At 64.5% G+C, this 21,408-nt stretch carries 16 protein-coding genes; 10 read left to right on the top strand and 6 right to left on the bottom strand.

Annotated features, from left to right (window positions below):
• The first annotated feature begins 3 nt into the window (after positions 1-3).
• From bamA to lpxA, 5 genes are all read left to right on the top strand, one after another.
• A complete protein-coding gene (bamA, locus tag B1C78_RS04070; protein ID WP_077277867.1) occupies positions 4-2,283 on the top strand; it encodes an outer membrane protein assembly factor BamA in 2,280 nt (759 codons plus the stop codon).
• A 164-nt stretch (positions 2,284-2,447) separates the two neighbouring features.
• A complete protein-coding gene (locus B1C78_RS04065) occupies positions 2,448-2,921 on the top strand; it encodes an OmpH/Skp family outer membrane protein (RefSeq protein WP_245795304.1) in 474 nt (157 codons plus the stop codon).
• Between the two features lie 93 nt (positions 2,922-3,014).
• A complete protein-coding gene (gene lpxD, locus B1C78_RS04060) occupies positions 3,015-4,028 on the top strand; it encodes a UDP-3-O-(3-hydroxymyristoyl)glucosamine N-acyltransferase (protein ID WP_077277865.1) in 1,014 nt (337 codons plus the stop codon).
• A gap of 108 nt (positions 4,029-4,136) precedes the next feature.
• Positions 4,137-4,586 carry a 3-hydroxyacyl-ACP dehydratase FabZ gene (gene fabZ / locus B1C78_RS04055; protein ID WP_425443952.1) on the top strand — a complete coding sequence of 150 codons (450 nt, stop codon included), beginning with the start codon at positions 4,137-4,139 and terminating at the stop codon, positions 4,584-4,586.
• Positions 4,583-5,377, top strand: coding sequence for an acyl-ACP--UDP-N-acetylglucosamine O-acyltransferase (gene lpxA, locus B1C78_RS04050; protein WP_077277863.1), 795 nt, complete (start codon positions 4,583-4,585; stop codon positions 5,375-5,377). The genes fabZ and lpxA overlap by 4 nt, the downstream gene beginning before the upstream one ends.
• A gap of 215 nt (positions 5,378-5,592) precedes the next feature.
• On the opposite strand, the gene lpxB is transcribed toward lpxA, so the two are convergent.
• From lpxB to B1C78_RS04035, 3 genes are all read right to left on the bottom strand, one after another.
• Positions 5,593-6,765 carry a lipid-A-disaccharide synthase gene (gene lpxB / locus B1C78_RS04045; protein ID WP_077277862.1) on the bottom strand — a complete coding sequence of 391 codons (1,173 nt, stop codon included), beginning with the start codon at positions 6,763-6,765 and terminating at the stop codon, positions 5,593-5,595.
• Positions 6,752-7,846 carry a DegT/DnrJ/EryC1/StrS family aminotransferase gene (locus B1C78_RS04040; RefSeq protein ID WP_077277861.1) on the bottom strand — a complete coding sequence of 365 codons (1,095 nt, stop codon included), beginning with the start codon at positions 7,844-7,846 and terminating at the stop codon, positions 6,752-6,754. Before B1C78_RS04040 ends, lpxB begins: the two co-directional genes overlap by 14 nt.
• A gap of 95 nt (positions 7,847-7,941) precedes the next feature.
• On the bottom strand, positions 7,942-8,895 hold the full coding sequence (locus tag B1C78_RS04035; protein WP_077277860.1) for a Gfo/Idh/MocA family protein: 954 nt from the start codon (positions 8,893-8,895) through the stop codon (positions 7,942-7,944).
• Positions 8,896-9,087: 192 nt separating this feature from the next.
• Here B1C78_RS04035 and rnhB point away from each other — a divergent pair, with 192 nt between their 5' ends.
• The 4 genes from rnhB to tilS all read left to right on the top strand — a co-directional run bounded on the left by rnhB (position 9,088) and on the right by tilS (position 16,018).
• On the top strand, positions 9,088-9,708 hold the full coding sequence (gene rnhB / locus B1C78_RS04030) for a ribonuclease HII (RefSeq protein WP_077277859.1): 621 nt from the start codon (positions 9,088-9,090) through the stop codon (positions 9,706-9,708).
• Between the two features lie 226 nt (positions 9,709-9,934).
• A complete protein-coding gene (dnaE, locus tag B1C78_RS04025; RefSeq protein ID WP_077277858.1) occupies positions 9,935-13,426 on the top strand; it encodes a DNA polymerase III subunit alpha in 3,492 nt (1,163 codons plus the stop codon).
• 307 nt (positions 13,427-13,733) lie between these two features.
• Positions 13,734-14,693 (top strand): acetyl-CoA carboxylase carboxyltransferase subunit alpha, encoded by a 960-nt coding sequence (locus tag B1C78_RS04020; protein ID WP_077277857.1) that lies wholly within the window; start codon positions 13,734-13,736, stop codon positions 14,691-14,693.
• Between the two features lie 17 nt (positions 14,694-14,710).
• Entirely contained in the window at positions 14,711-16,018 is a 1,308-nt protein-coding gene (gene tilS / locus B1C78_RS04015; RefSeq protein ID WP_077277856.1) for a tRNA lysidine(34) synthetase TilS, read from the top strand.
• Between the two features lie 184 nt (positions 16,019-16,202).
• On the opposite strand, the gene metK is transcribed toward tilS, so the two are convergent.
• From metK to B1C78_RS04000, 3 genes are all read right to left on the bottom strand, one after another.
• Entirely contained in the window at positions 16,203-17,372 is a 1,170-nt protein-coding gene (gene metK, locus B1C78_RS04010; RefSeq protein ID WP_077277855.1) for a methionine adenosyltransferase, read from the bottom strand.
• Positions 17,373-17,452: 80 nt separating this feature from the next.
• The gene (locus B1C78_RS04005; protein WP_077277854.1) at positions 17,453-18,292 is read right to left on the bottom strand and encodes a class I SAM-dependent methyltransferase; all 840 of its coding nucleotides are present in this window, start codon (positions 18,290-18,292) and stop codon (positions 17,453-17,455) included.
• A gap of 2 nt (positions 18,293-18,294) precedes the next feature.
• Positions 18,295-19,101, bottom strand: coding sequence for a glycine/sarcosine N-methyltransferase (locus tag B1C78_RS04000; RefSeq protein ID WP_077277853.1), 807 nt, complete (start codon positions 19,099-19,101; stop codon positions 18,295-18,297).
• Positions 19,102-19,759: 658 nt separating this feature from the next.
• Here B1C78_RS04000 and B1C78_RS03995 point away from each other — a divergent pair.
• Positions 19,760-21,403: a CTP synthase gene (locus tag B1C78_RS03995; RefSeq protein ID WP_077277852.1), complete on the top strand. Its 1,644-nt coding sequence runs from the start codon at positions 19,760-19,762 to the stop codon at positions 21,401-21,403.
• Positions 21,404-21,408 lie beyond the last annotated feature (5 nt).

Raw genomic sequence — 21,408 nt, 5'->3', positions numbered from 1 at the left:
CTTATGCTGACACGCTTCGCACGCGTCATTCTGCTGACGTTATGGCTTGCTGCATCCGCCCAGGCCGCCACGTTCACCATCGAGGACATCGAGGTGGAGGGTCTGGAGCGCATCGCGCCGGGTACCGTGTTCACGAATCTTCCCGTTCAGGTGGGCGACGTGTTTGACGACGCCCGCAGCGCGGAAGTCGTGCGTGCCCTGTTCCGCACGGGGTTCTTTTCGGATGTTTCCCTGCGTCGCCGCGACAACGTGCTGGTGGTGGTGGTGGAGGAGAGGCCTGCCATCAACGAGATCAACATCTCGGGCAACCGCGACATCAAGGACGATGAACTCATGGAGGCCCTGCGCCAGGTGGGCATGTCCCGCGGCCGGGTATTCAACCGCACGGTGCTGGAGCGCATGGAGAACGAGCTGCGCCAGCAGTACTTCGCCCGTGGCAAGTACAACGTACGCATCGACGTGGAGGTGGAGGAGCTGCCGCGCAACCGCGTGGACGTGAACATCGATATTGCGGAAGGACAGGTCGCCAAGATCCGCCGCATCAACCTGGTGGGCAACGAGGCCTTCGAGGACAAGGAGATCCTGCGCCGTTTCGACTCCGGCATTCCGCGCTGGTACGCCTTCTTCAGCCGCAGGGACCACTACTCCCGGCAGAAGCTCTCCGGGGACCTGGAGAAGCTTCGTTCCAAGTATCTGGACAGCGGCTACGTCAATTTCAGCATCGATTCCACCCAGGTCACGCTGACGCCCGATCGCAAGGACATCTACATCACGGTGAATGTCGACGAGGGTGAACAGTACACCCTGAGCGACGTGCGCCTTGGCGGCAGCCTCATCGTCGACGAAGAGGAGCTGATGGAGCTGGTGGACATTGCCCCGGGTGATGTCTTCTCCCGTGCGCGTATCACCGAGGCAGCGGAGCGCATCACGCAGCGCCTTGGCGAGGAAGGGTATGCGTTTGCAAACGTCAACCCGATCCCGGAGATGGACGACGACAATCGCGAGGTGTCACTGACGCTGTTCGTCGATCCGGGCCAGCGGGTCTACGTGCGGCGCATCAATTTCACCGGCAACGCCCGCACCAAGGATGAGGTGTTCCGGCGCGAGATGCGCCAGATGGAGGGCGGCTGGTACAACGCTTCCCATGTGGACCGGTCGAGGGTGCGCCTGCAGCGGCTCTCCTATGTGGAGTCGGTGAACATCGAGACCCGCCGCGTTCCCGGTCAGGAGGACCAGGTGGACCTGGACATCACCGTGAAGGAGCGGTTGTCGGGCAGCTTCACGGTGGGTGTCGGTTACGCGCAGACCGAGGGCGTGCTGTTCAACCTGGGCCTTTCGCAGGACAATTTCTTCGGTACCGGAAACCGCCTGTCGCTCAATTTCAGCAACAGCACGGTGCACACCATCTACAGCGTGTCGTACGTCAATCCGTACTACACCATGGACGGCATCAGCCGTGGCTTCAGCTTGTTCTACCGGGAGACCGATGCGTCCCGCGCGGACATCACCCGTTACGCCACCAACCGCTTTGGCGGCACCGTGAGCTACGGCATACCGCTGACTGAGTTCGACACGTTCCGCATCACGCCCGGCTATGAACACGTGGAGGTCCTGACCAGCGCTTCATCACCGGTGGAGGTCACGGATTACCTCGACCGCCAGGGGAACAACTTCGACCTTTACAGCATCGAGGCCTCGTTCACCCATGACACGCGTGATCGCACCGTGTTCGCGACGGAGGGCAACCTGCAGCGGGTCGGGCTCAAGGTGACCATTCCCGGAAGCGACCTGGAATTCTACAAGGCGGACTACCGCATGCAGTGGATCCGCAGGCTGAGCGAGTCGCTGAGTTTCGGGCTCTCCGGTGAAATCGGTTACGCCGAGACCTATGGAGACGACGAGGTACCGTTCTTCGAACACTACTTCGCCGGCGGTACGCGCTCCGTGCGCGGTTATCGTGATTTCAGTCTCGGTCCGAGAGACAGCACCAACAACGATCCCTTCGGCGGCACCTTCCGCACCGTGGGCAGTGCGGAGCTGTTGTTCCCGCCGCCCTTCCTGGACGACGCAGGCAACATGCGCATGAGCCTGTTCTTCGACGCCGGGCAGGTCTACAGAAGCTACGAAGACTTCGATGCCGGGGAAATTCGTACCTCTGTCGGGGTCGGGATGACGTGGCTCTCGCCCGTGGGCGCGTTGACATTCAGTCTGGCGCAAGCGTTAAATGAAGGCCCGGATGATGAAACGCAGGTCTTCCAATTCAGTATCGGGGCCGCATTCTAACGTCCGTTGACGCGCCTGTCCGGCGCGTACGGGTTGTCACGTTCCCCCTGACAAACTGAACACGGACCGCAATGCGGTGGTCCCGTGGACAATGGAGAGCAGTCTTGAACAGAAAGTCCGGTCTTCTCAGCGCACTGGCGCTTGTGGTGGCTTTGCTGGTGAGTATGCCGGCGGTCATGGCCAACGAAGCCAGAGTGGCCTTCGTGAACATCAATTTCATCATGGAACACTCGCCCCAGGCGGAAGCGGCGCTTGAGGCGCTGGAGCGCGAGTTTTCGCCGAGGGATGCAGAACTGGTCGCCGAGCGCGACGCGCTTCGGCAGATGCAGGAGCGTCTGGAACGCGATGCCGACGTCATGGGTTCCGAACAGCGGGCGGAACTCGAGCGCACCTTCCGCAACCGTTCCCGGGAGTTCAAACGTGCCCAGGACATGTTCAGTGAAGATCTCAATGTTCGCCGCAACGAGGAACTCGGCCGCCTGCAGCGGCTGGTGCAGAACGTGATACTGGAGCTGGCCCAGGAGGAGCGCTACGACGTGGTGGTCACCGAACGCAATGTGCTGTTTGCCAGCGAGCGTATCAACATTACGGAACGGGTGCTGGAGAAGCTCAGGGAGCAGCAGCGCAGCGCCCGTTGATGGATCCCGGGAAGCCGACGGACGGCAGGGTTCCCGCGTTTCCGGTTGCGGTCCGCGCCGCCAAGGCGCCGCTTCGTCATCGGGAGTCGTTCCATGGCCATCAGCCTTGGTGAACTCGCCGCCCGTCTGGGCGTGCACCTGAACGGTGATCCCGAGGCGGTCATCGATGGTGTGGCGCCTCTGGATCGCGCGGTTCCCGGACAACTCTCCTTTCTTTCCCAGGCGCGCTTTCGCCCGCACCTGCCGGCCACGCGCGCGACAGCAGTCATCCTGTCACCGGAGCACCTTGAGGCCTGCCCGACGGCGGCCCTGGTGACGGACAATCCCCAGCTGGCCTACGCACGCGCCTGCACGTTGCTTCATCCGCAGCCGCAGGCATCACCCGGCGTCCATCCCACGGCAGTCGTCGCCGACGATGCCGTGATTCATGAATCCGCCAGCATCGGGCCCCAATGTGTCATTGAACACGGCAGCACCATTGGCGCATCGGTGGTGCTGGGCCCCGGGTGCATGGTGGGCCCCGGATGCGAGGTCGGTCCGGCAAGCCGTCTGCATGCCCGGGTGACGCTGCTGCACGGCACCCGCATCGGGAAGCGGGTGGTGATCCATTCAGGCGCCGTGCTCGGGTCCGATGGTTTCGGCTTCGCCCGGGATGGAGAGCGGTGGGAGAAGATCCCGCAGCTCGGGGTGGTGGTGGTGGGGGACGACGTGGAGATCGGCGCGAATACCACCATTGATCGCGGTGCGCTGGGGGATACCGTCATCGAGGAAGGCGTGAAACTGGACAACCTGATCCAAGTGGCCCACAACGTGCGCATCGGGGCGCACACGGCCGTGGCAGGCTGCGTCGGCATTGCCGGCAGCACCCGCATCGGGCGGCGCTGCGCGATCGGTGGGGGAGCCGGTATAATCGGTCATCTGGAGATCGCCGACGGGGTCACCATCACGGCCATGACGCTGGTCACGCACTCCATCCCGGAGCCCGGCGTCTATGGGTCGGGAGTGCCCCATGCGCCTGCCCGAGAGTGGAATCGGACCGTTGCGCGGCTGCGTCAGCTCGATGATCTTGCGCGGCGCGTCAGGGCGTTGGAAGACGGCGATGAGTGACATCGGCTGGGCTGCCGGATGCACGAGACGAGGCCGGGAACTCACGCCGGCGGGGTCTTGCGACAGGGGCGTCATGACAACAACGAGGGATCAAAGACATTGGACTCCATGACCATTCATCAGATCATGCGCTACCTGCCCCACCGCTATCCCTTTCTGCTGGTGGACCGTGTCACCGACTTTCGCCCGGGTGAATACCTGGAGGCGATCAAGAACGTAAGTATCAACGAACCTTTCTTTCAGGGACATTTCCCGATCCGGCCGGTCATGCCGGGCGTGCTCATTCTGGAGGCGCTTGCGCAGGCCACGGGACTGCTCGCGTTCAAGACCCAGGAGGCCCGCAACGAGGATCAGGACAAGCAGCAGCTTTACCTGTTCGTGGGTATCGACGAGGCGCGCTTCCGTCGCCAGGTGGAACCCGGCGATCAGCTTCACCTGCGCGTGGATCTCATCCGCGTGATGCGTGGTATCTGGCGGTTCAAGGCCGAGGCTCGCGTGGGTGACGAGGTGGTGGCATCGGCGACGCTCATGTGTGCAGGGAAGGAAATCGAGGCATGATCGATCCCCGCGCGGTGATCGAGGCGGGGGCCCGGATCGCGGATGACGTCAGCGTCGGGCCCTTCTCCGTGATCGGGCCCGATGTGAGTATCGGTCCGGGTACGCGCATCGGATCACACGTGATGATCACCGGGCATACCACCATTGGCGCCCAGTGCCGCGTCTATCATTTCACGACCCTGGGCGAGTCGCCCCAGGATACCGGCTATCGTGATGAGCCGACCCGGTTGGTGATCGGTGACCGCAACGTAATCCGGGAATATGTCACCATCAGTCGCGGCACGCCCAAGGGCGGAGGCGTGACACGCATCGGCAATGAAAACCTGATCATGGCGTACGTGCATATCGCGCACGACTGCGAGGTCGGCGATCACACGGTGTTCGCGAACGCCGCCTCCCTTGCCGGGCATGTGTCCGTCGGGGATCACGCCATCCTCGGGGGGTTTACCCTCGTTCACCAGTTCTGCCGAATCGGTCCCCATGCATTTACCAGCATGGGTGCCGCACTGAACCGGGACCTTACGCCCTACACGCTGGCCTCCGGCAACTACGCCCGGGCCGTGGGCATCAACAAGCTGGGTCTCCAGCGCCGCGGTTTCCCGCCCGAAACGGTGCGCCTCCTGCACCAGGTCTTCAAGCTGCTGGTGCGCGGCCGTAACCGGCAGTCGGCCATGGCGGCGGCCGAGGAAATCGCCCGGGAGATCCCCGAGGTGGAGCGCTTCGTCCGCTTCGTCAAGGAAAGCAAGCGCGGCATCGTGCGCTCGGGGCGGAGGCACGGGGCGGATTCCTAGAAAGGCTAATGGACAGGATGAACAGGATTTCTCGGGATTTACAGGATGTAAAGAAAGCTGAAGAAAGACAAAAAAGACAGGATTAACACGATTAACAGGATTAAAGGCTCTTTGAAGTAATCATGTGAATCCTGTTAGTCCTGTCCAAGGCTTTTTTGTCCTTATCCTGTCAATCCGGAAAAATCCTGTTCATCCTGTCCATTAAGCGGTTCGTGCTACTCCTTTAGTTCACCGTAGCGCATGAGTTCCAACGCCATGCGGGCGACGTTTTCGGAGCCGCCGCCTTCGCCCAGTTTTTCCCGGATGATTCCCAGGCGTCTGCGCACTTCCCCGGCATAGTCCGGGTCGGTGAGCAGGTGTTCGATCTCGTCGACGATGGCTTCAGGGGTGGCGTCGTTCTGGATGAATTCCGGGACGACGCGCTCGCCGGCCACGATGTTGGCGAGGCCCACGTCACGGATGATGATCAGGCGCTTCAGGATGAAGTAGGTGAGCGGTGATACCCGGTAGAGGATCGCCATGGGGACGCGCAGCAGCCCCGCTTCCAGGGTGGCGGTGCCCGAGGCGATCATCAGCGCGTCGGCGCTGTGCATGACGTCATACGTGCGTCCCGTGATCCGGACGATGCCCAACTGCGGATCCAGGTGGGGTTCGATATCGCGCTCCACGTCCACCCCCGGCGCCAGCGGCATGATGAACTGCACGCCGGGGATGCGCTCTCGAAGCAGGCGCGCGGCCTGTATGACCAGCGGCATGTGCCTGCGCAATTCGCCGCGGCGGCTGCCGGGCAGGATGCCCACCACCGGCCGGGTCTCGTGCAGCCCGAATTCCCGGCGCAGGGCATAGCAGTCGGCCGACGCCCGGACCTCATCCACCAGCGGGTTGCCCACGTAGCGCACGGGAATGCCATGCGCCTCGTATACCCGGGTCTCGAAGGGAAACAGCACGGCCATGGCGTCGATGACGCGACCGATGCGCTTGATGCGCTGGGAGCGCCACGCCCAGACCTGAGGGCTGACATAGAACAGCACCCGGACGCCCAGCCGCTTCGCCGCGCGCGCCAGGCGCAGGTTGAATTCCACATAATCCACAAGGACCAGCAGCGCGGGGCGCTCCCGTTGCAACTGGTCGCGCAGGCGTTTCATGGCGCGCCGGATATCCGAGTAATGGACCAGCACCTCCACCAGCCCCACCACCGACAGCCGGGAACTGTCCACGAGTATCTCCACGCCGGCGGCCCGCAGGGCATCGCCGCCCATGCCGGAAAAACGCAGTGCTGGGTCCATGCGGCGCATGGCGCGCACCATGTTGGCGGCATGGAGGTCCCCGGAGGCCTCGCCGGCCACCACCATCACATGGGTCTTGTCGAAGGCCTCAGCCAATGGCATCCCGGATGGTGTCGGTGACGGTGACGATGTGTTCGTCAGGCATCTCCGGATAGATGGGCAGGGAGAAACAGCGGGCCGCCACGTCGTCGGTGATCGGCAGCGAGACGTGGCTCAGGGTGTCGCCGAAGGCCTTCTGTCTGTGCAACGGAATGGGGTAATAGACGGCGCAGGCAATCGCCCGGTCCTGCAGGGCCTTCATGATCCTGTCGCGGTGTTCGGAGAGCAGGGTGTACTGGTGGAACACGTGGCGGCCGTGGCTGTCCTCGCGGGGGGTCACGATGCCGGTGCCGGTCAGCAGTTCGTTGTAGCGGTGGGCCACCCGGCGCCGCTCCCGGTTGAACTCGTCGATGTGCTTCAGCTTGACGCGCAGGATCGCGGCCTGGATCTCGTCCAGTCGGCTGTTGTAGCCGATCATGTCGTGGTGGTAGCGCACCTCGCTGCCGTGGTTGCGCAGCGTCAGGATACGCCGGGCGAACTGCTCGGACGGCGTGGTGATGAGTCCGCCGTCGCCGTAGCAACCCAGGTTCTTGCTGGGGAAGAAACTGAAGCACCCAAGATCGCCGACGGCGCCTGTCTGCACCCCGTTGATGTCCGCACCGAAGGACTGTGCGCAGTCCTCGATGAGCAGCAGCCCGTGCTCCCTGCAAATCTCCGCCAGGCGGTCCATGCGCGCCGGCTGCCCGAACAGGTGCACCGGCAGCACAGCGCGCGTCTTGCCGGTGATGACTGCTTCCACGCGCTCCGGGTCGATGTTGTACGTTTCCGGATCGATGTCCACGAACACCGGGGTGGCCCCCACATAGGCGATGGCCTCGGCGGTGGCGATGAAGGTGAACGCGGTGGTGATCACCTCGTCGCCGGGTCCGATCCCGGCGGCAGCCAGGGCCAGATGCAGGGCATCGGTCCCGGACGCGCAGCCGATGGCGTGGGGCACGCCCAGGTAGTCGGCAGTCTCCTGCTCCAGGGCCTTCACGTTCGGGCCGAGGATGAACTGCGTGTTCTCCAGAACGTCCATCACGGCCGTGTCGATCTCGTGCTTCAGCCGGTGGTACTGGGTCTTCAGGTCGACCATGGGGATCATGGGGTGAATATGCTCCTGCCTTGCTGTGGCTTGTTGCTAGCAGCCTGTCGGACTTNNACGGGCACCTAAGTCCGACAGGCTGCCAGGGTATGTTGTCAGCGCAGCACCTGCTTGCTGCGCAACACCAGGTCGGTGATGCGTATGGCGGTTTCCAGCGCACGTTGCCCGTCCTCTCCGGAGACGATCACCGGTGCGCCGTTCTGGATGGCGTCGAGGAAGGCGACGATCTCCGATTTCAGAGCATCGCTCTCTTCGAAAAAGCTTTCCTCGCTGGTGATCTCGGGAATGCCCGGGAACATTTCGCGCTCGCCCACCCGGTGCACCGACAGCCCGCGGTTCTGGAAGTCCACGGAGATGTAGGCGTTCTGCTGGAAGATGCGCATCTTGCGCTCGGTCTTCATGCTCACACGGCTGGACGTGACATTGGCCACGCAGCCGTTCTCAAACTCGATGCGGGCATTGGCGATATCCACCGCCTGCGAAAGCACCTGGGCACCGCTGGCCGCCAGAGACCTGACCGGCGAGCGGACCATGTCAAGGATGATATCGATGTCGTGGATCATCAGGTCCAGCACCACGTTCACGTCCGTGGCCCTGGGCTTAAATGGCGCCAGCCGATGGGATTCGATGAACAGCGGCGCCATCTGCCGGTTGGCCAGATCCATGAGTGCCGCATTGAAGCGCTCCAGGTGCCCCACCTGCAGAATCACGCCCTTCTCCAGGGCAATGCGGTTGAGGTCGGCGGCCTCCTCCACGGTCGTGGTGATGGGCTTCTCCACCAGCACGTGGGTTCCGTGCTCCAGGAACTGCCGGGCAATCTCGTAGTGCAGGGTGGTGGGCACCGCGATGCTCACGGCCTCCACACGCCCCAGCAGCTCCCGGTAATCGGTCACGGCGCGGCAGTTGCAGTCCGCCGCCACGGCGGCCGCCTGCTGCGGGCTGGTGTCGACCACGGCGGTGAGTTCGGCATTGGGCAAGGCGGCGTATTTCTGGGCGTGAAACTTACCGAGGTAGCCCACACCGATCACCGCGCAACGCGTGCTGGCCATGTGGAATTCCGTTAATATTCAGTGGGTTGAGGTTGTTGTGTCACGCCTCGACCCGGGCCGTCGGGGCTGTGATAGCATCTTGGATGCGCAAGGGCGGGTCCGGTCACCGGGGCTCCCGGTTGCCGGGCGGTTCCTGTCCGGCGGGGCGATACTCGCGCGTGCCGTAGTTTACTTGAATTCCATGGGGGATGCGTGGACCTGGAGCGCTTGCTGGGAAGGCCGGGGCTTGCCGGCGTGGACGAGGTGGGACGGGGTCCGCTGGCGGGACCGGTGGTGGCAGCGGCGGTTATTCTGGATCCCCGGGCGCCCATCGACGGGCTCAGGGATTCCAAGAAGCTGAATGCCTCCCGGCGCGAATCCCTGGCCGACATGATCCGCGATCGCGCGGTGGCCTGGGCCATCGGCGTGTGCAGCCCCGGGGAGATCGATCGGATCAATATCCTGCAGGCCAGCCTGCTGGCCATGCGCCGGGCGGTCGAGGCGCTGGAGGTCTCTCCGGAGCTGGCCCTGGTGGACGGCAACCGCTGTCCGGAGCTTTCCGTTCCCTCCCGGCCGGTGGTGAGGGGCGACAGCCTCGTGCCGGCCATCAGCGCGGCCTCCATTATCGCCAAGGTCTATCGGGATGGGTTGATGCGGGACCTGGACTCGTGCCACCCGGGCTACGGTCTGGCCGACCACAAGGGTTATCCCACCCCCGTGCATCTGGACGCCCTGCAACGCTTGGGCCCCAGCGCCTGCCACCGCACCAGCTTCGCTCCCGTACGCCGGGCACTGGAGGCACGCCAGGGTTGCTTTGATTTGCTTGGGCTGTGAACGCGGAGGTCGCGGAGACGCAAAGGACGCGGAGAACTTCAATGGACAGGATTAACAGGATTTTTCAGGATCAACAGGGATTTAGACAAAAGGCGCAGAACCGCCAGTCGTATTCTCCAATCCTGTTAATCCTGAAAAATCCTGTTAATCCCGTCGAGGTCTTGCCTTTGCCCTGCGCCACCGTGACCTCTGCGTCAAATACATGAACCTCGATTGACTCCATACCATGACCGCAAGCTTCGTACATCTGCATCTGCATACCGAGTTCTCGCTGGTGGACGGGCTGGTGCGCGTGGGGCCGCTGGTGGAGGCGGTGCGCGCGGCGGGGATGCCGGCCGTGGCGGTCACCGACCAGTGCAACCTGTTTGCCATGGTCAAGTTCTACAAGGCGGCGCTGAAGGCGGGCATCAAGCCCATCGTCGGCGTGGACCTCTGGGTATCGGCACCCCAGCCCGGCGAGGCCCCGTCACGGCTGGTGCTGCTGGCCCAGGATGAGGACGGCTACCGCAACCTGACCAGGCTGGTATCGCAGGGCTACCAGGAAGGACAGCAGGGCACGGACGTGCCCGTGCTGGGCCGCGACTGGTTTGAGGGTGCCAGTCGGGGGCTGATCGCCCTCTCCGGTGGCCGCGAGGGTGAAGTGGGCCGCGCGTTGCTGGGCAGCCAGCCGGAGTCCGCGGAGGCCCTGTGCGAGTACTGGGAAGGCCTGTTCCCCGGGCGTTTCTACCTGGAGATCGGCCGCACCGGCCGTGAAGCGGAGGAGGCACACCTGCACGCGGCGGTGGATCTGGCCCAGGCGCGGGATCTGCCCGTGGTGGCCACCAATGACGTGCGCTTCCTGCATGCGTCGGATTTCGACGCCCACGAGGCGCGCGTCTGTATCCATGACGGACGCGTGCTGGACGATCCGCGCAGGCCCCGGGACTACACGGCGCAGCAATATCTTCGTTCGCCCGAGGAGATGGCGGAACTGTTCGCCGACATTCCGGAGGCCCTGGAGAATTCCGTCGAGATCGCTCGGCGCTGCAACCTCTCCCTGACGCTAGGGGCGCCGGTGCTGCCCGAGTACCCCATACCGCAGGGATTGACCACGGACGCGTATTTCCGGCAGGTGTCCCGCGAAGGCCTCGACGAGCGCCTGCCCGCGATCCTGGAAGGGGAGGTGGAGGAACGCCGGCAGGATCTCGAACGCCGTTACCGGGAGCGCCTCGAGACGGAACTGGACGTGATCTGCCAGATGGGCTTTCCCGGCTACTTCCTGATCGTGGCGGACTTCATACGCTGGGCCAAGGACAACGGCATCCCGGTGGGACCGGGGCGCGGATCAGGCGCCGGCTCACTGGTGGCCTACGCGCTCAAGATCACGGATCTGGATCCGCTGCGCTACGACCTCCTGTTCGAGCGCTTCCTCAACCCCGAGCGGGTGTCCATGCCGGACTTCGATATCGACTTCTGCATGGAGCAGCGGGACCGGGTGATCGACTACGTCGCCAGCCGCTATGGCCGCGAGAAGGTCTCCCAGATCATCACCCACGGCACCATGGCCGCCAAGGCGGTGGTGCGCGATGCCGGGCGCGTGCTCGGCCATCCCTACGGATTCGTGGATCGCATCGCCAAGCTGATCCCCTTCGAGATCGGCATGACGTTGAGCAAGGCGCTGGATCAGGAAGAGGAACTGCGCCGCCTCTACGAGGACGACGAGGAAGTCAGGGGCCTGATCGACCTGGCACGCAAGCTGGAGGGCATCGCGCGCAATGCGGGCAAGCATGCGGGCGGCGTGGTGATCGCGCCGTCGCGGCTCACGGACTTCTCGCCGCTCTACTGCGAGCCCGGCGGGCAAGGTGTGGTGACCCACTTCGACAAGGACGACGTGGAAGAGGTGGGCCTGGTGAAGTTCGACTTCCTGGGTCTGCGCACGCTGACCATCATCGACTGGGCGGTGCGCATCATCAACGAACGGCGCGCGTCCGAGGGCCAGTCACCCCTGGACATCAATGCCATCCCCCTGGACGATGCCGCCACCTTCGGCCTGCTCAAGCGCCAGGAGACCACTGCCGTCTTCCAGCTTGAATCCCGTGGCATGAAGGAACTGATCAAGCGCCTGCAGCCCGACAGCTTCGAGGACATCGTGGCGCTGGTGGCGCTGTATCGGCCAGGCCCATTGCAGTCGGGCATGGTGGACGACTTCATCAACCGCAAGCACGGCCGCGCGCGCGTCGAGTATCCGCATCCGGACCTGGAACCCATACTCAAGCCCACCTACGGCGTGATCCTGTACCAGGAACAGGTGATGCAGATCGCGCAGGTGCTGGCTGGCTACACCCTCGGCGGCGCCGACCTCCTGCGCCGTGCCATGGGCAAGAAAAAGCCCGAGGAGATGGCGAAACAGAGGGAGATCTTCCTCAAGGGCGCCACGTCGCGCGGTGTGGAGGAGGCTACGGCAAGCTACATCTTCGACCTGATGGAGAAGTTCGCCGGTTACGGATTCAACAAGTCGCATTCCGCCGCCTACGCGCTGCTGTCCTACCAGACCGCATGGCTCAAGCAGCACCATCCGGCCGCGTTCATGTCCGCCGTGCTGTCCGCGGACATGGACAACACCGACAAGGTGGTCAACCTCATCGAGGATTGTCGCGCCATGGAGTTGCACGTGGTGCCTCCGGATGTGAATCGATCCGAGCATCGTTTCGCGGTGGGCGATGAGCGCACGGTCATCTACGGCCTGGGCGCCATCAAGGGCGTGGGCGAGTCCGCGGTTCAGGCCCTGATCGGGGCTCGGGAGGCGGGCGGGCCGTTCCGCCATCTGGACGATCTGTGTCTGCGCGCCGACCTGCAGAAGATCAACCGGCGAACCCTGGAGGCCCTGATCCGGGCCGGGGCGCTGGACACCATCGGCCCGAATCGGGCCACTCTCATGGCCAACCTGCCCAAGGCACTGTCCCGGGCCGAGCAGCAATTGCGCAATGAGACCCTGGGACAGGATGACCTGTTCGGCGGGCCGGCCGTGCCCGACGCGCAGGACCTGCCGGACGAGGTTGTGCCCGAGTGGGATGAGGACCTGAGGCTGTCGGCGGAGAAGGAGACCCTCGGCCTGTATCTCACGGGGCACCCCATCGAGCGGTTCCGCACCGAACTGCAGGCCATCCGGAGCCGGCGGATCGCAGACCTGGTGGCGGAGGTGTCCGAGCAGAACCCGGGAGAGGGGCGCCGGCGCCGTGATCAGACAACGCTCGTGGCGGGTCTGGTGATCAGCATCCGTGCACGCAACACCCAGACCGGGCGCATAGGCTTCGTGACCCTGGACGATCGCAGCGGGCGCATCGAGGTGGGCCTGTTCGGCGAGGATTTCAACCGCTTCCAGCACCTGCTGGTGAAGGACCGGCTGCTGGTGGTGGAAGGGCAGGCGGGGGTGGACGAGTTCAACGGCGGTGTGCGCCTGCGGGCGAGGGAGGTCATGGATCTGGACGAGGCCCTGGCCAGGAGCGTGCAGGCCCTGGACCTGCGCCTGCCCGGACGAACGGTCAACGGACTCCTGGATGAGTTGCGGGAGGTGCTGGCGTCCGGCCGCGAGGGCCGGTGTCCGGTCTACATGCACGTGCGCGATGAGCGCTTCCAGGCCAGCTACGAACTGGGCGACGCCTGGCGCGTACGCCCAAGCGGCGAACTCCTGGGCCGCCTTCGGGGTGTACTGGGGGAGGATGCGGTGGCACTGCGCTGATGCGCAGGTCGGCCTTCAGGCCGACGAGCCCTAATACGGGGACGCGTCTTGGTTTCCGTGTGTAACGCGGAGGACGCAGAGGCGCAGAGAACGCGGGAGTCAGCTCATCCCGAAAACGAAATTTCTCTGCGCCCTCGGCGTCTCTGCGTCCTCTGCGTTTATGACAGGAGTTCCGTGGGGAGCAGGAACCCGGACTGCCGTGGGGCCGGGTCGTGGCGGAGCGCTTTACAGATTCGCACTCGGCAGATTTGCGGGTTAGAATCCCCGATTCTGCCGACCATAACGAACGCAAACCCGGCACCAGTCTATGAACCCCGACTTCCTGGATTTTGAACAGCCGATCGCCGAACTTGAGGCCAAGATCGAAGAACTTCGCTACGTGGGCGATGATGCCGAGGTCAACATCCACGACGAGATCTCGCGGCTGCAGGCCAAGTGCACCTCCCTCACGGAATCCATCTTCTCCCGGCTGACCGCCTGGCAGGTGGCGCAACTGGCGCGCCATCCGCGGCGCCCGTACACGCTGGACTACGTCAGGCGACTGTTCACGGACTTCGAGGAGTTGCACGGCGACCGCAATTTTGCCGATGACCCGGCCGTGGTGGGCGGGTTGGCCCGCCTGGACGGAGAGCCGGTGATGATCATCGGACACCAGAAGGGCCGTGACACCAAGGAGAAGATCCGCCGCAATTTCGGCATGCCGCGGCCCGAGGGTTACCGCAAGGCCCTGCGCCTCATGCGCCTGGCCGAGCGCTTTCGCATTCCCATACTCACCTTTATCGACACGCCCGGGGCCTACCCGGGGGTCGGCGCCGAGGAGCGCGGCCAGAGCGAGGCCATCGCCAAGAACCTGCAGATCATGTCCGGGCTGCGCACGCCCATCATCTGCACCGTGATCGGCGAGGGCGGCTCTGGCGGCGCGCTGGCCATCGGCGTGGGGGATCAGGTGATGATGCTCCAGTACAGCACCTACTCCGTGATCTCGCCGGAGGGCTGCGCGTCCATTCTGTGGAAGAGCTCCGAGCGGGCCGCCGACGCCGCCGAGGCGTTGGGCATTACCTCCGCGCGGCTCAAGGAACTGGAGCTTATCGATACCGTGATCCCCGAACCGCTGGGCGGCGCGCACCGCAATCCGGAGCAGATGGCCGGCCACCTCCACGACGCCCTGACCGAAGCCCTCCGAACCCTGCGCACCATGGACATGGAGCAGCTCCTCGACCGCCGGTACCGGCGATTGATGGGGTATGGGCGGTTTAAAGAAGGTTGAAGGCGGAAGGATGAAGGATGAAGACTTTGCCACCCGGACCGCGTGACGGGCAGAAGGCGGGTTTGATTCATCCTTCATCCTTCGACCTTCGTCCTTTCCTCAGGCTTCTGCCTTCCGCCTCCCGCTACCTCGTGGCCTATAGCGGCGGGCTCGATTCACACGTGCTGTTGCACATGCTGGCGGCGCTGCGAGGCAGCGGGTTCCCCGAGGTTCGTGCTGTGCATGTGCATCACGGGCTGAATGCCCGTGCCGATGCCTGGGTGGCGCACTGTGAGGCCGTGTGTGAGCGCCTGGGTGTGCCTTTGGACGTGCTGCGGGTGGATGCCCGCGCGGAAACGGGCGAGAGCCCGGAGGCGGCGGCACGCACGGCCCGTTACGGGGCGCTGGAGGGCCTTCTGCAATCGGGCGACGGACTGCTCACGGCTCACCACCAACGGGACCAGGCGGAAACGCTGTTGCTGCAGCTGATGCGCGGGGCGGGACCGGCGGGCCTGGCGGCGATGCCCGCGTGGCAGCCGCTGGGGGCGGGTTGGCATGGACGGCCGATGCTGCAGATGGGTCGGGCGGACCTGGAGGCCTATGCCCGGGCCGAGGCCCTGGACTGGATCGAGGACGACAGCAACCTCGATACACGCTTCGACCGCAATCTGCTGCGTACGCGGATCATGCCGGCGCTGCGTGAACGTTGGCCGGCGCTGGACGAGACCCTTTCGCGAGCGGCGGCACACCAGGCCGAGACACTGGGACTGCTGGGCGATCTGGCACGGGTCGATCTGGAGAATCTGCGCGGCGAGGTGCCCGGGACACTCTCGGTGATGGCGCTGTCCACCCTGCGCCCGGCGCGCATCCGCAATGCCCTGCGTTTCTGGCTCCTGGAAAAGGGCCTGCCGTCACCGCCCCGGACACGGCTCCAGAGCGTCCTGGACGACGTGCTCACCGCGGGCCCGGATGCGATGCCGTGCGTGGCGTGGGAGGGCGCACAGCTCCGCCGCTACCGTGACGCACTGCATGCCCTGGCACCCCGGCCACCCCATGATCCGAACCTGCGCCTGGCCTGGGACGGCCGAACGCCGCTGCACATCGACACGCTGGGACTGACACTCACCCCCGAATGGCTGGCGTCCCAGGGCGTCGACCCGGATAAAGAGGGTCCGTTTCAGGTGGCCTTTCGCCGGGGCGGCGAGACCCTCCGCGTCCGCGGCCAGACCCGTGAACTGAAGAAGCTGATGCAGGAGCGCGGCGTGCCGCCCTGGGAACGGGACCGGGCGCCCCTGGTGTATCGGGGGGAGGCGTTGGTGGCGGTTTTTTGGAAGGATGAAGGATGAAGGATGAAGGATGAAGGATGAAGGATGAAGGATGAAGGCAGAGTGTGACCTCCTGATTCCCCTCCCCTCAGGGGGAGGGCCAGGGAGGGGTGGTTTCATTCAACCTTCATCCTTCAACCTTCATCCTTCATCCTTCATCCTTCAAAAAAAGGCGGCCCATCGGCCGCCTTTTTTTGAGCCTCCGTCAGGAGGCCTTGAGCCCCTTCGCCGCTTCCGCCAGTTCCTTGGCGCGGTCGGTGCGCTCCCAGGTTACGTCCAGGTCCTCGCGGCCGAAGTGGCCGTAGGTGGCAGTGGGCCGGTAGATGGGACGTTCGAGGTCCAGCATGGTGAGGATGCCGTAGGGGCGCAGGTCGAAATGCTTGCGCACCAGCGCGGTCAGCGTGGCCTCGTCCACCTTGCCGGTGCCAAAGGTCTCCACGGCGATGGAGGTGGGTTCTGCCACGCCGATGGCGTAGGACACCTGCACCTCGCAGCGTGACGCCAGGCCGGCGGCGACGATGTTCTTGGCCACGTAGCGGCAGGCATAGGCGGCGGAGCGGTCCACCTTGGACGGGTCCTTGCCGGAGAAGGCGCCACCGCCGTGGCGGGCCATGCCGCCGTAGGTGTCAACGATGATCTTGCGACCCGTGAGACCGGCGTCACCGAGTGGGCCGCCCGTGACGAAACGCCCGGTGGGGTTGATGTGGTACTTGGTGTCCTTGTGCAGCTTGTCACCTAGCACCGGCTTGATGATCTCCTCCATGACGGCTTCATGCAGATCCTTCTGTTCGATCTCGGGCGCGTGCTGGGTGGAGAGCACCACGGCATCCACGGTGGTGGCCTTGCCGTTCTCGTAGCGGAAGCTCACCTGGCTCTTGGCGTCGGGACGCAGCCAGGGCAGGGTGCCGTTCCTGCGCGCCTCGGACTGGCGGCGCACGAGCCGGTGGGCGAAGTGAATGGGGGCGGGCATGAGCACGTCGGTTTCGTCACATGCGTAGCCGAACATCAGGCCCTGATCGCCGGCGCCCTGTTCTTCCGGACGGGATCGGTCCACGCCCTGGTTGATGTCTGCGGACTGCTCGCCCAAAAGGTTCATCACGGCGCAGGTGTCCGCGTCGAAGCCCATCTCTGAGCTGGTGTAGCCGATATCACGGACGACGTCGCGCACGATCCTTTCCAGGTCCACCGTCGCGCTGGATTTCACCTCGCCGCCCACGGCGACCACGCCGGTGGTGGTGAAGGTCTCGGCGGCGACGCGGGCCTTCGGGTCCTGTGCCAGGAAGGCATCGAGGATCGCGTCCGACACCTGGTCGCACAGCTTGTCCGGATGACCCTCGGATACGGATTCGGAAGTAAACAGATAGGATTTGTTCATGGTTTCTCCTCAGGTTTTCTGTTCCTGTGAACGGTGTGAGGCTGCGCGGGCGAAACACGGTCGCGCGGCACACGGAAAACTCAGTCGGGCTTGCGGAAGCGGAAGATGCCCCAGGTGAGGTAGCCTTTGCGGCCGCCTTCAATCCAGTGGCCCAGGCCCTTCTTCATGCGCTGGATGTACTCGTCCGAGATCTCGCCCTTGAGCGCATCCTCATGGGCTTCCGTTTCACGCAGGACCCGGGTGTAATGCCGGGGCAGTTGGTCCGCATGTTCCTCGAAACCGAGTTCCTTCAGCCCTTCGGAGGCGCAGGCCTCGCGGTAGAAGGCCGGCGAGCCCAGGGTCTCCAGGTGGATGCGGGCCAGGATCGGTTCCAGCACGCCTTCGGGGCAGTCGTCGGTCTGCATGGGATCAGTGAAGATGAATATGCCGCCCGGCTTGAGAAGGCGCGCGGCCTCCCTGATCACCTGCCGGCGGTTGCCGCTGTGCAGGATGGCGTCCTGGGACCAGACGACGTCGAAGCTCTCGTCCGGGTAGGGCACGGACTCGAAGCTGCCGTCCACCACCTCGATCAGCTTGTCCAGGTGATGGGCGCGGTTCTTCTCCCGGTTGCGCTCGTTCTCCACCTCGCTGAGGTTCAGCGCAACCACGCGGCATCCGAAGGTGCTGGCGAGGTAGCGCGCGGAGCCGCCGTAGCCGGCGCCCATATCCAGGATATGCGTGTCGGCGCTCGGTTCGCCGAGCAGGTCGCCCATGCGCGCCACCGTACGTCGGCTGGCGTCAAAAATGGGTTCATCGTCGGACTCATAGAGCCCCACGTGGATATCCTCGCCGCCCCATACGCGGTGATAGAACGTATCGGCGTCATCGCTGTTGTAGTAGTCGCGCGCGGTGGCGACCGCGCCACTGTAGTTCTGGGTCATGGTCAATCCTCCCGGTACTGTTTCTCGGCCACATGGATGAAGAAATCCGGTTCGGCCTCCCGGTAAGTCTCCTTGAAGTCTCCATAGGTCTCGATGTGCTGGAAGCCCACCTCGCGCATCAGTCGGCGCACGTAGGCCTTACGCAGCGGATACATGTTCAGGTGAAATACGGACTTGTCCGGGAAGCTGTACTGGAAACGGGCCAGACCCTCGTCCACATGCTCGGGTTTGACCTCCACGTTGTCCCCGCAGTAGTAATACGTGTGCGTGCTGGAATAGCCGTGGTCGAGGATGGCATCGTAGTTGCGCTGGTCAAGGATCAGCACGCCGTCATGGTTCAGGGCGGAGTAGAACTCGGCCAGGGTCTTGCGCCGGTCGTTCTCGTTGAATAGGTGGGTGAAGGAATTGCCCAGGCAGACGATGGCATCGAAACGGCCGTGCACGTCACGGTTCAACCAGCGCCAGTCGGACTGGATGGTGCGCAGGATATGGCCGCGTCGCCGGCCGTTCTCAAAGGCCTTGGCGAGCATCTCGGCGCTGCCGTCGGCGCTGACGACGTCGAAGCCGGCCTCAACCAGCTGGACGGAGTGAAAGCCGGTCCCCGTGGCGGCATCCAGGATTCGCTTTGCGCCGCGTTCCTTCAGGGTGCGGATGAAGAAGTCGCCTTCGCTGGCCTTGCGGCTGTCCCAGTCGATGAGTTCATCCCACTTGTCGACGAACGATTTGACGTACTCGTGCTGGTAATGCTCGGTATCGCGTACCTCGGTCGGGGCGTCACCGAACTCCTGGTGCTTGACTGTGGATGGCATGTCGTTCGTACCTCTCGGAGCGGGTGTCAGTTGCGTATCAGATTGCGTGGTGGTCACGCATGCGCCCCGCGGCGCCAATGGGGACCGCCACGGGTGTCGTGTTCCGTGGGCGGCCTCGCCGCCGTTGTCATCCTCGCGTTTGAGTGTCCGCAGTGAGGTTCGACGTGTCCGCTGCGCGGGCCAGTGACCTCATGGGACGCCGGGCTCTTGAGTCCCGTTGACCGGCGCCGGATACGTTGTCCGGTGCCGTACTTGTGACGAAGCGCTTGCGGGCGTCAACGCGGCGCTTCGATTCCCCTGCGGGTTGAATGCCGGACCGTGGGGCGAAATCCTGCCGGCCCCGGCCGGGCGTCTGGACCACCCCGGGCCGCTTCAGGCAACCGATCGGGCGGTGATCCCTATTTACCTTGTGGGAGTCCCGGCCAGATTGCAAGGCCGGTGGTCACTGTCCGGCCAGCCCGCCGTGTGCCCCGCGGCGAGCGTCCGCCGGGCCCTGCGGTGCCGTGAACGCAGCGGCCCTGCGGGCTGCAGCGAGCCTGCCAGCGCCCCGGCCCCGGTTCTTGTGCGCCGCAATAACAATTGAGGAAAACACCCGGATTTGTTAGGATTTCCGCCCGTCTCGTGCCGCCGGGCCGGTCCACTCGCCAAGAGTCAATTCATGACGCGATATGTGTTTATTACAGGGGGCGTCGTCTCCTCCCTGGGCAAGGGTATTGCTTCCGCATCCCTGGCGGCCATCCTCGAAGCGCGGGGCCTCAAGGTCACGCTGCTGAAGCTGGATCCCTACATCAACGTGGATCCGGGCACCATGAGCCCCTTTCAGCACGGCGAGGTGTTCGTGACCGAGGACGGCGCCGAAACCGACCTGGACCTGGGTCATTACGAGCGCTTCGTGCGCATCAAGACCGGCCGGCGCAACAACTTCACCACCGGCCAGATCTACGAGAACGTGATCCGCAAGGAGCGCCGCGGCGACTACCTGGGCGGCACGGTACAGGTGATTCCGCATATCACCGACGAGATCAAGCGCAGCATCCGGGAAGGTGCCGAGGGCGCGGACATCGCCCTGGTGGAGATCGGCGGTACGGTGGGCGATATCGAGTCCCTGCCGTTTCTGGAGGCCATCCGGCAGATGGGTGTGGAAATGGGGCACGAGAACGCGCTGTTCATCCACCTGACCCTGGTGCCCTATATCGCGGCGGCGGGCGAGATCAAGACCAAACCCACGCAGCACTCGGTCAAGGAGCTGCGCTCCATCGGTATTCAGCCGGACGTGCTGCTGTGCCGCGCCAACCAGCCCCTGCCGGAAGGTGAGCGTCGCAAGATCGCGCTGTTCACCAACGTGGAGGAAAAGGCCGTCATCTCCGCGGTGGACGTGGACAACATCTACAAGATTCCGCTTTGGCTGCACGCCCAGAAACTGGACGAGATCGTGCTGCGCAAGCTGCACGTGAATGCCCCGCCGGCGGATCTCTCCGACTGGAAGCACGTGGTCAATGCCATGGAGTTCCCCGAGGCGGAGGTTACCGTGGGCATGGTGGGCAAGTACGTGGATCTCACCGAGTCCTACAAGTCACTCAACGAGGCGCTCACTCACGCGGGCATCCACACGGCTACCAAGGTCAGCATCCGTTACCTGGATTCGGAAAAACTGGAGACCGAAGGCACCGATTCCCTGGCCGAGCTGGACGCCATCCTGGTGCCCGGCGGTTTCGGCGAGCGCGGGGTGGAGGGAAAAATCGCCGCGGTGCGCTATGCGCGCGAGCAGGGCATTCCCTACCTGGGCATCTGCCTGGGCATGCAGGTGGCGGTGATCGAGTTCGCCCGCCATGTTGCCAGACTCGAGGACGCACACAGCACCGAGTTCAGGCCCCATACCCCGCACCCCGTGATCGCACTCATCACCGAGTGGAAGGACCGCGAGGGTCGGATCGAGCAGCGCAGCATGGAGTCGGATCTGGGCGGCACCATGCGCTTGGGCGGGCAGGTGTGCCGCCTGGAGCCCGGGACGCTGGCGCACCGGTGCTACGAACGCGACGAGATCACCGAGCGCCACCGGCATCGATACGAATTCAACAACGGCTACCTGGACACACTGAGCAAGGCCGGCCTGGTGATTTCGGGGCGCTCGGAGGACGGCACCCTCGTGGAGGTGGTGGAACTCAAGGATCATCCCTGGTTCCTGGGCTGCCAGTTCCACCCGGAGTTCACCTCCACGCCCCGTGACGGGCACCCCCTGTTCTCCGGGTTTGTCCGGGCCGCGCGCGCGCGTCACGAGCAGACCCAGACCAAGAGCGACTGAAGGCC

It is taken from the genome of Thioalkalivibrio denitrificans, assembly GCF_002000365.1.
GTDB lineage: Bacteria > Pseudomonadota > Gammaproteobacteria > Ectothiorhodospirales > Ectothiorhodospiraceae > Thioalkalivibrio_A > Thioalkalivibrio_A denitrificans.
Note: the sequence above shows the minus strand (reverse complement) of the source record. Positions and strands in the feature narration are given on the sequence as shown.

Excerpts from the sequence above, each read along its gene's own strand:
- bamA (WP_077277867.1), top strand. The coding sequence starts at position 4 with ATGCTGACACGCTTCGCACGCGTCATTCTGCTGACGTTATGGCTTGCT.
- B1C78_RS04065 (WP_245795304.1), top strand. The coding sequence starts at position 2,448 with ATGCCGGCGGTCATGGCCAACGAAGCCAGAGTGGCCTTCGTGAACATC.
- lpxD (WP_077277865.1), top strand. The coding sequence starts at position 3,015 with ATGGCCATCAGCCTTGGTGAACTCGCCGCCCGTCTGGGCGTGCACCTG.
- fabZ (WP_425443952.1), top strand. The coding sequence starts at position 4,137 with ATGACCATTCATCAGATCATGCGCTACCTGCCCCACCGCTATCCCTTT.
- lpxA (WP_077277863.1), top strand. The coding sequence starts at position 4,583 with ATGATCGATCCCCGCGCGGTGATCGAGGCGGGGGCCCGGATCGCGGAT.
- lpxB (WP_077277862.1), bottom strand. The coding sequence starts at position 6,765 with ATGCCATTGGCTGAGGCCTTCGACAAGACCCATGTGATGGTGGTGGCC.
- B1C78_RS04040 (WP_077277861.1), bottom strand. The coding sequence starts at position 7,846 with ATGATCCCCATGGTCGACCTGAAGACCCAGTACCACCGGCTGAAGCAC.
- B1C78_RS04035 (WP_077277860.1), bottom strand. The coding sequence starts at position 8,895 with ATGGCCAGCACGCGTTGCGCGGTGATCGGTGTGGGCTACCTCGGTAAG.
- dnaE (WP_077277858.1), top strand. The coding sequence starts at position 9,935 with ATGACCGCAAGCTTCGTACATCTGCATCTGCATACCGAGTTCTCGCTG.
- B1C78_RS04020 (WP_077277857.1), top strand. The coding sequence starts at position 13,734 with ATGAACCCCGACTTCCTGGATTTTGAACAGCCGATCGCCGAACTTGAG.
- tilS (WP_077277856.1), top strand. The coding sequence starts at position 14,711 with ATGAAGACTTTGCCACCCGGACCGCGTGACGGGCAGAAGGCGGGTTTG.
- metK (WP_077277855.1), bottom strand. The coding sequence starts at position 17,372 with ATGAACAAATCCTATCTGTTTACTTCCGAATCCGTATCCGAGGGTCAT.
- B1C78_RS04005 (WP_077277854.1), bottom strand. The coding sequence starts at position 18,292 with ATGACCCAGAACTACAGTGGCGCGGTCGCCACCGCGCGCGACTACTAC.
- B1C78_RS04000 (WP_077277853.1), bottom strand. The coding sequence starts at position 19,101 with ATGCCATCCACAGTCAAGCACCAGGAGTTCGGTGACGCCCCGACCGAG.
- B1C78_RS03995 (WP_077277852.1), top strand. The coding sequence starts at position 19,760 with ATGACGCGATATGTGTTTATTACAGGGGGCGTCGTCTCCTCCCTGGGC.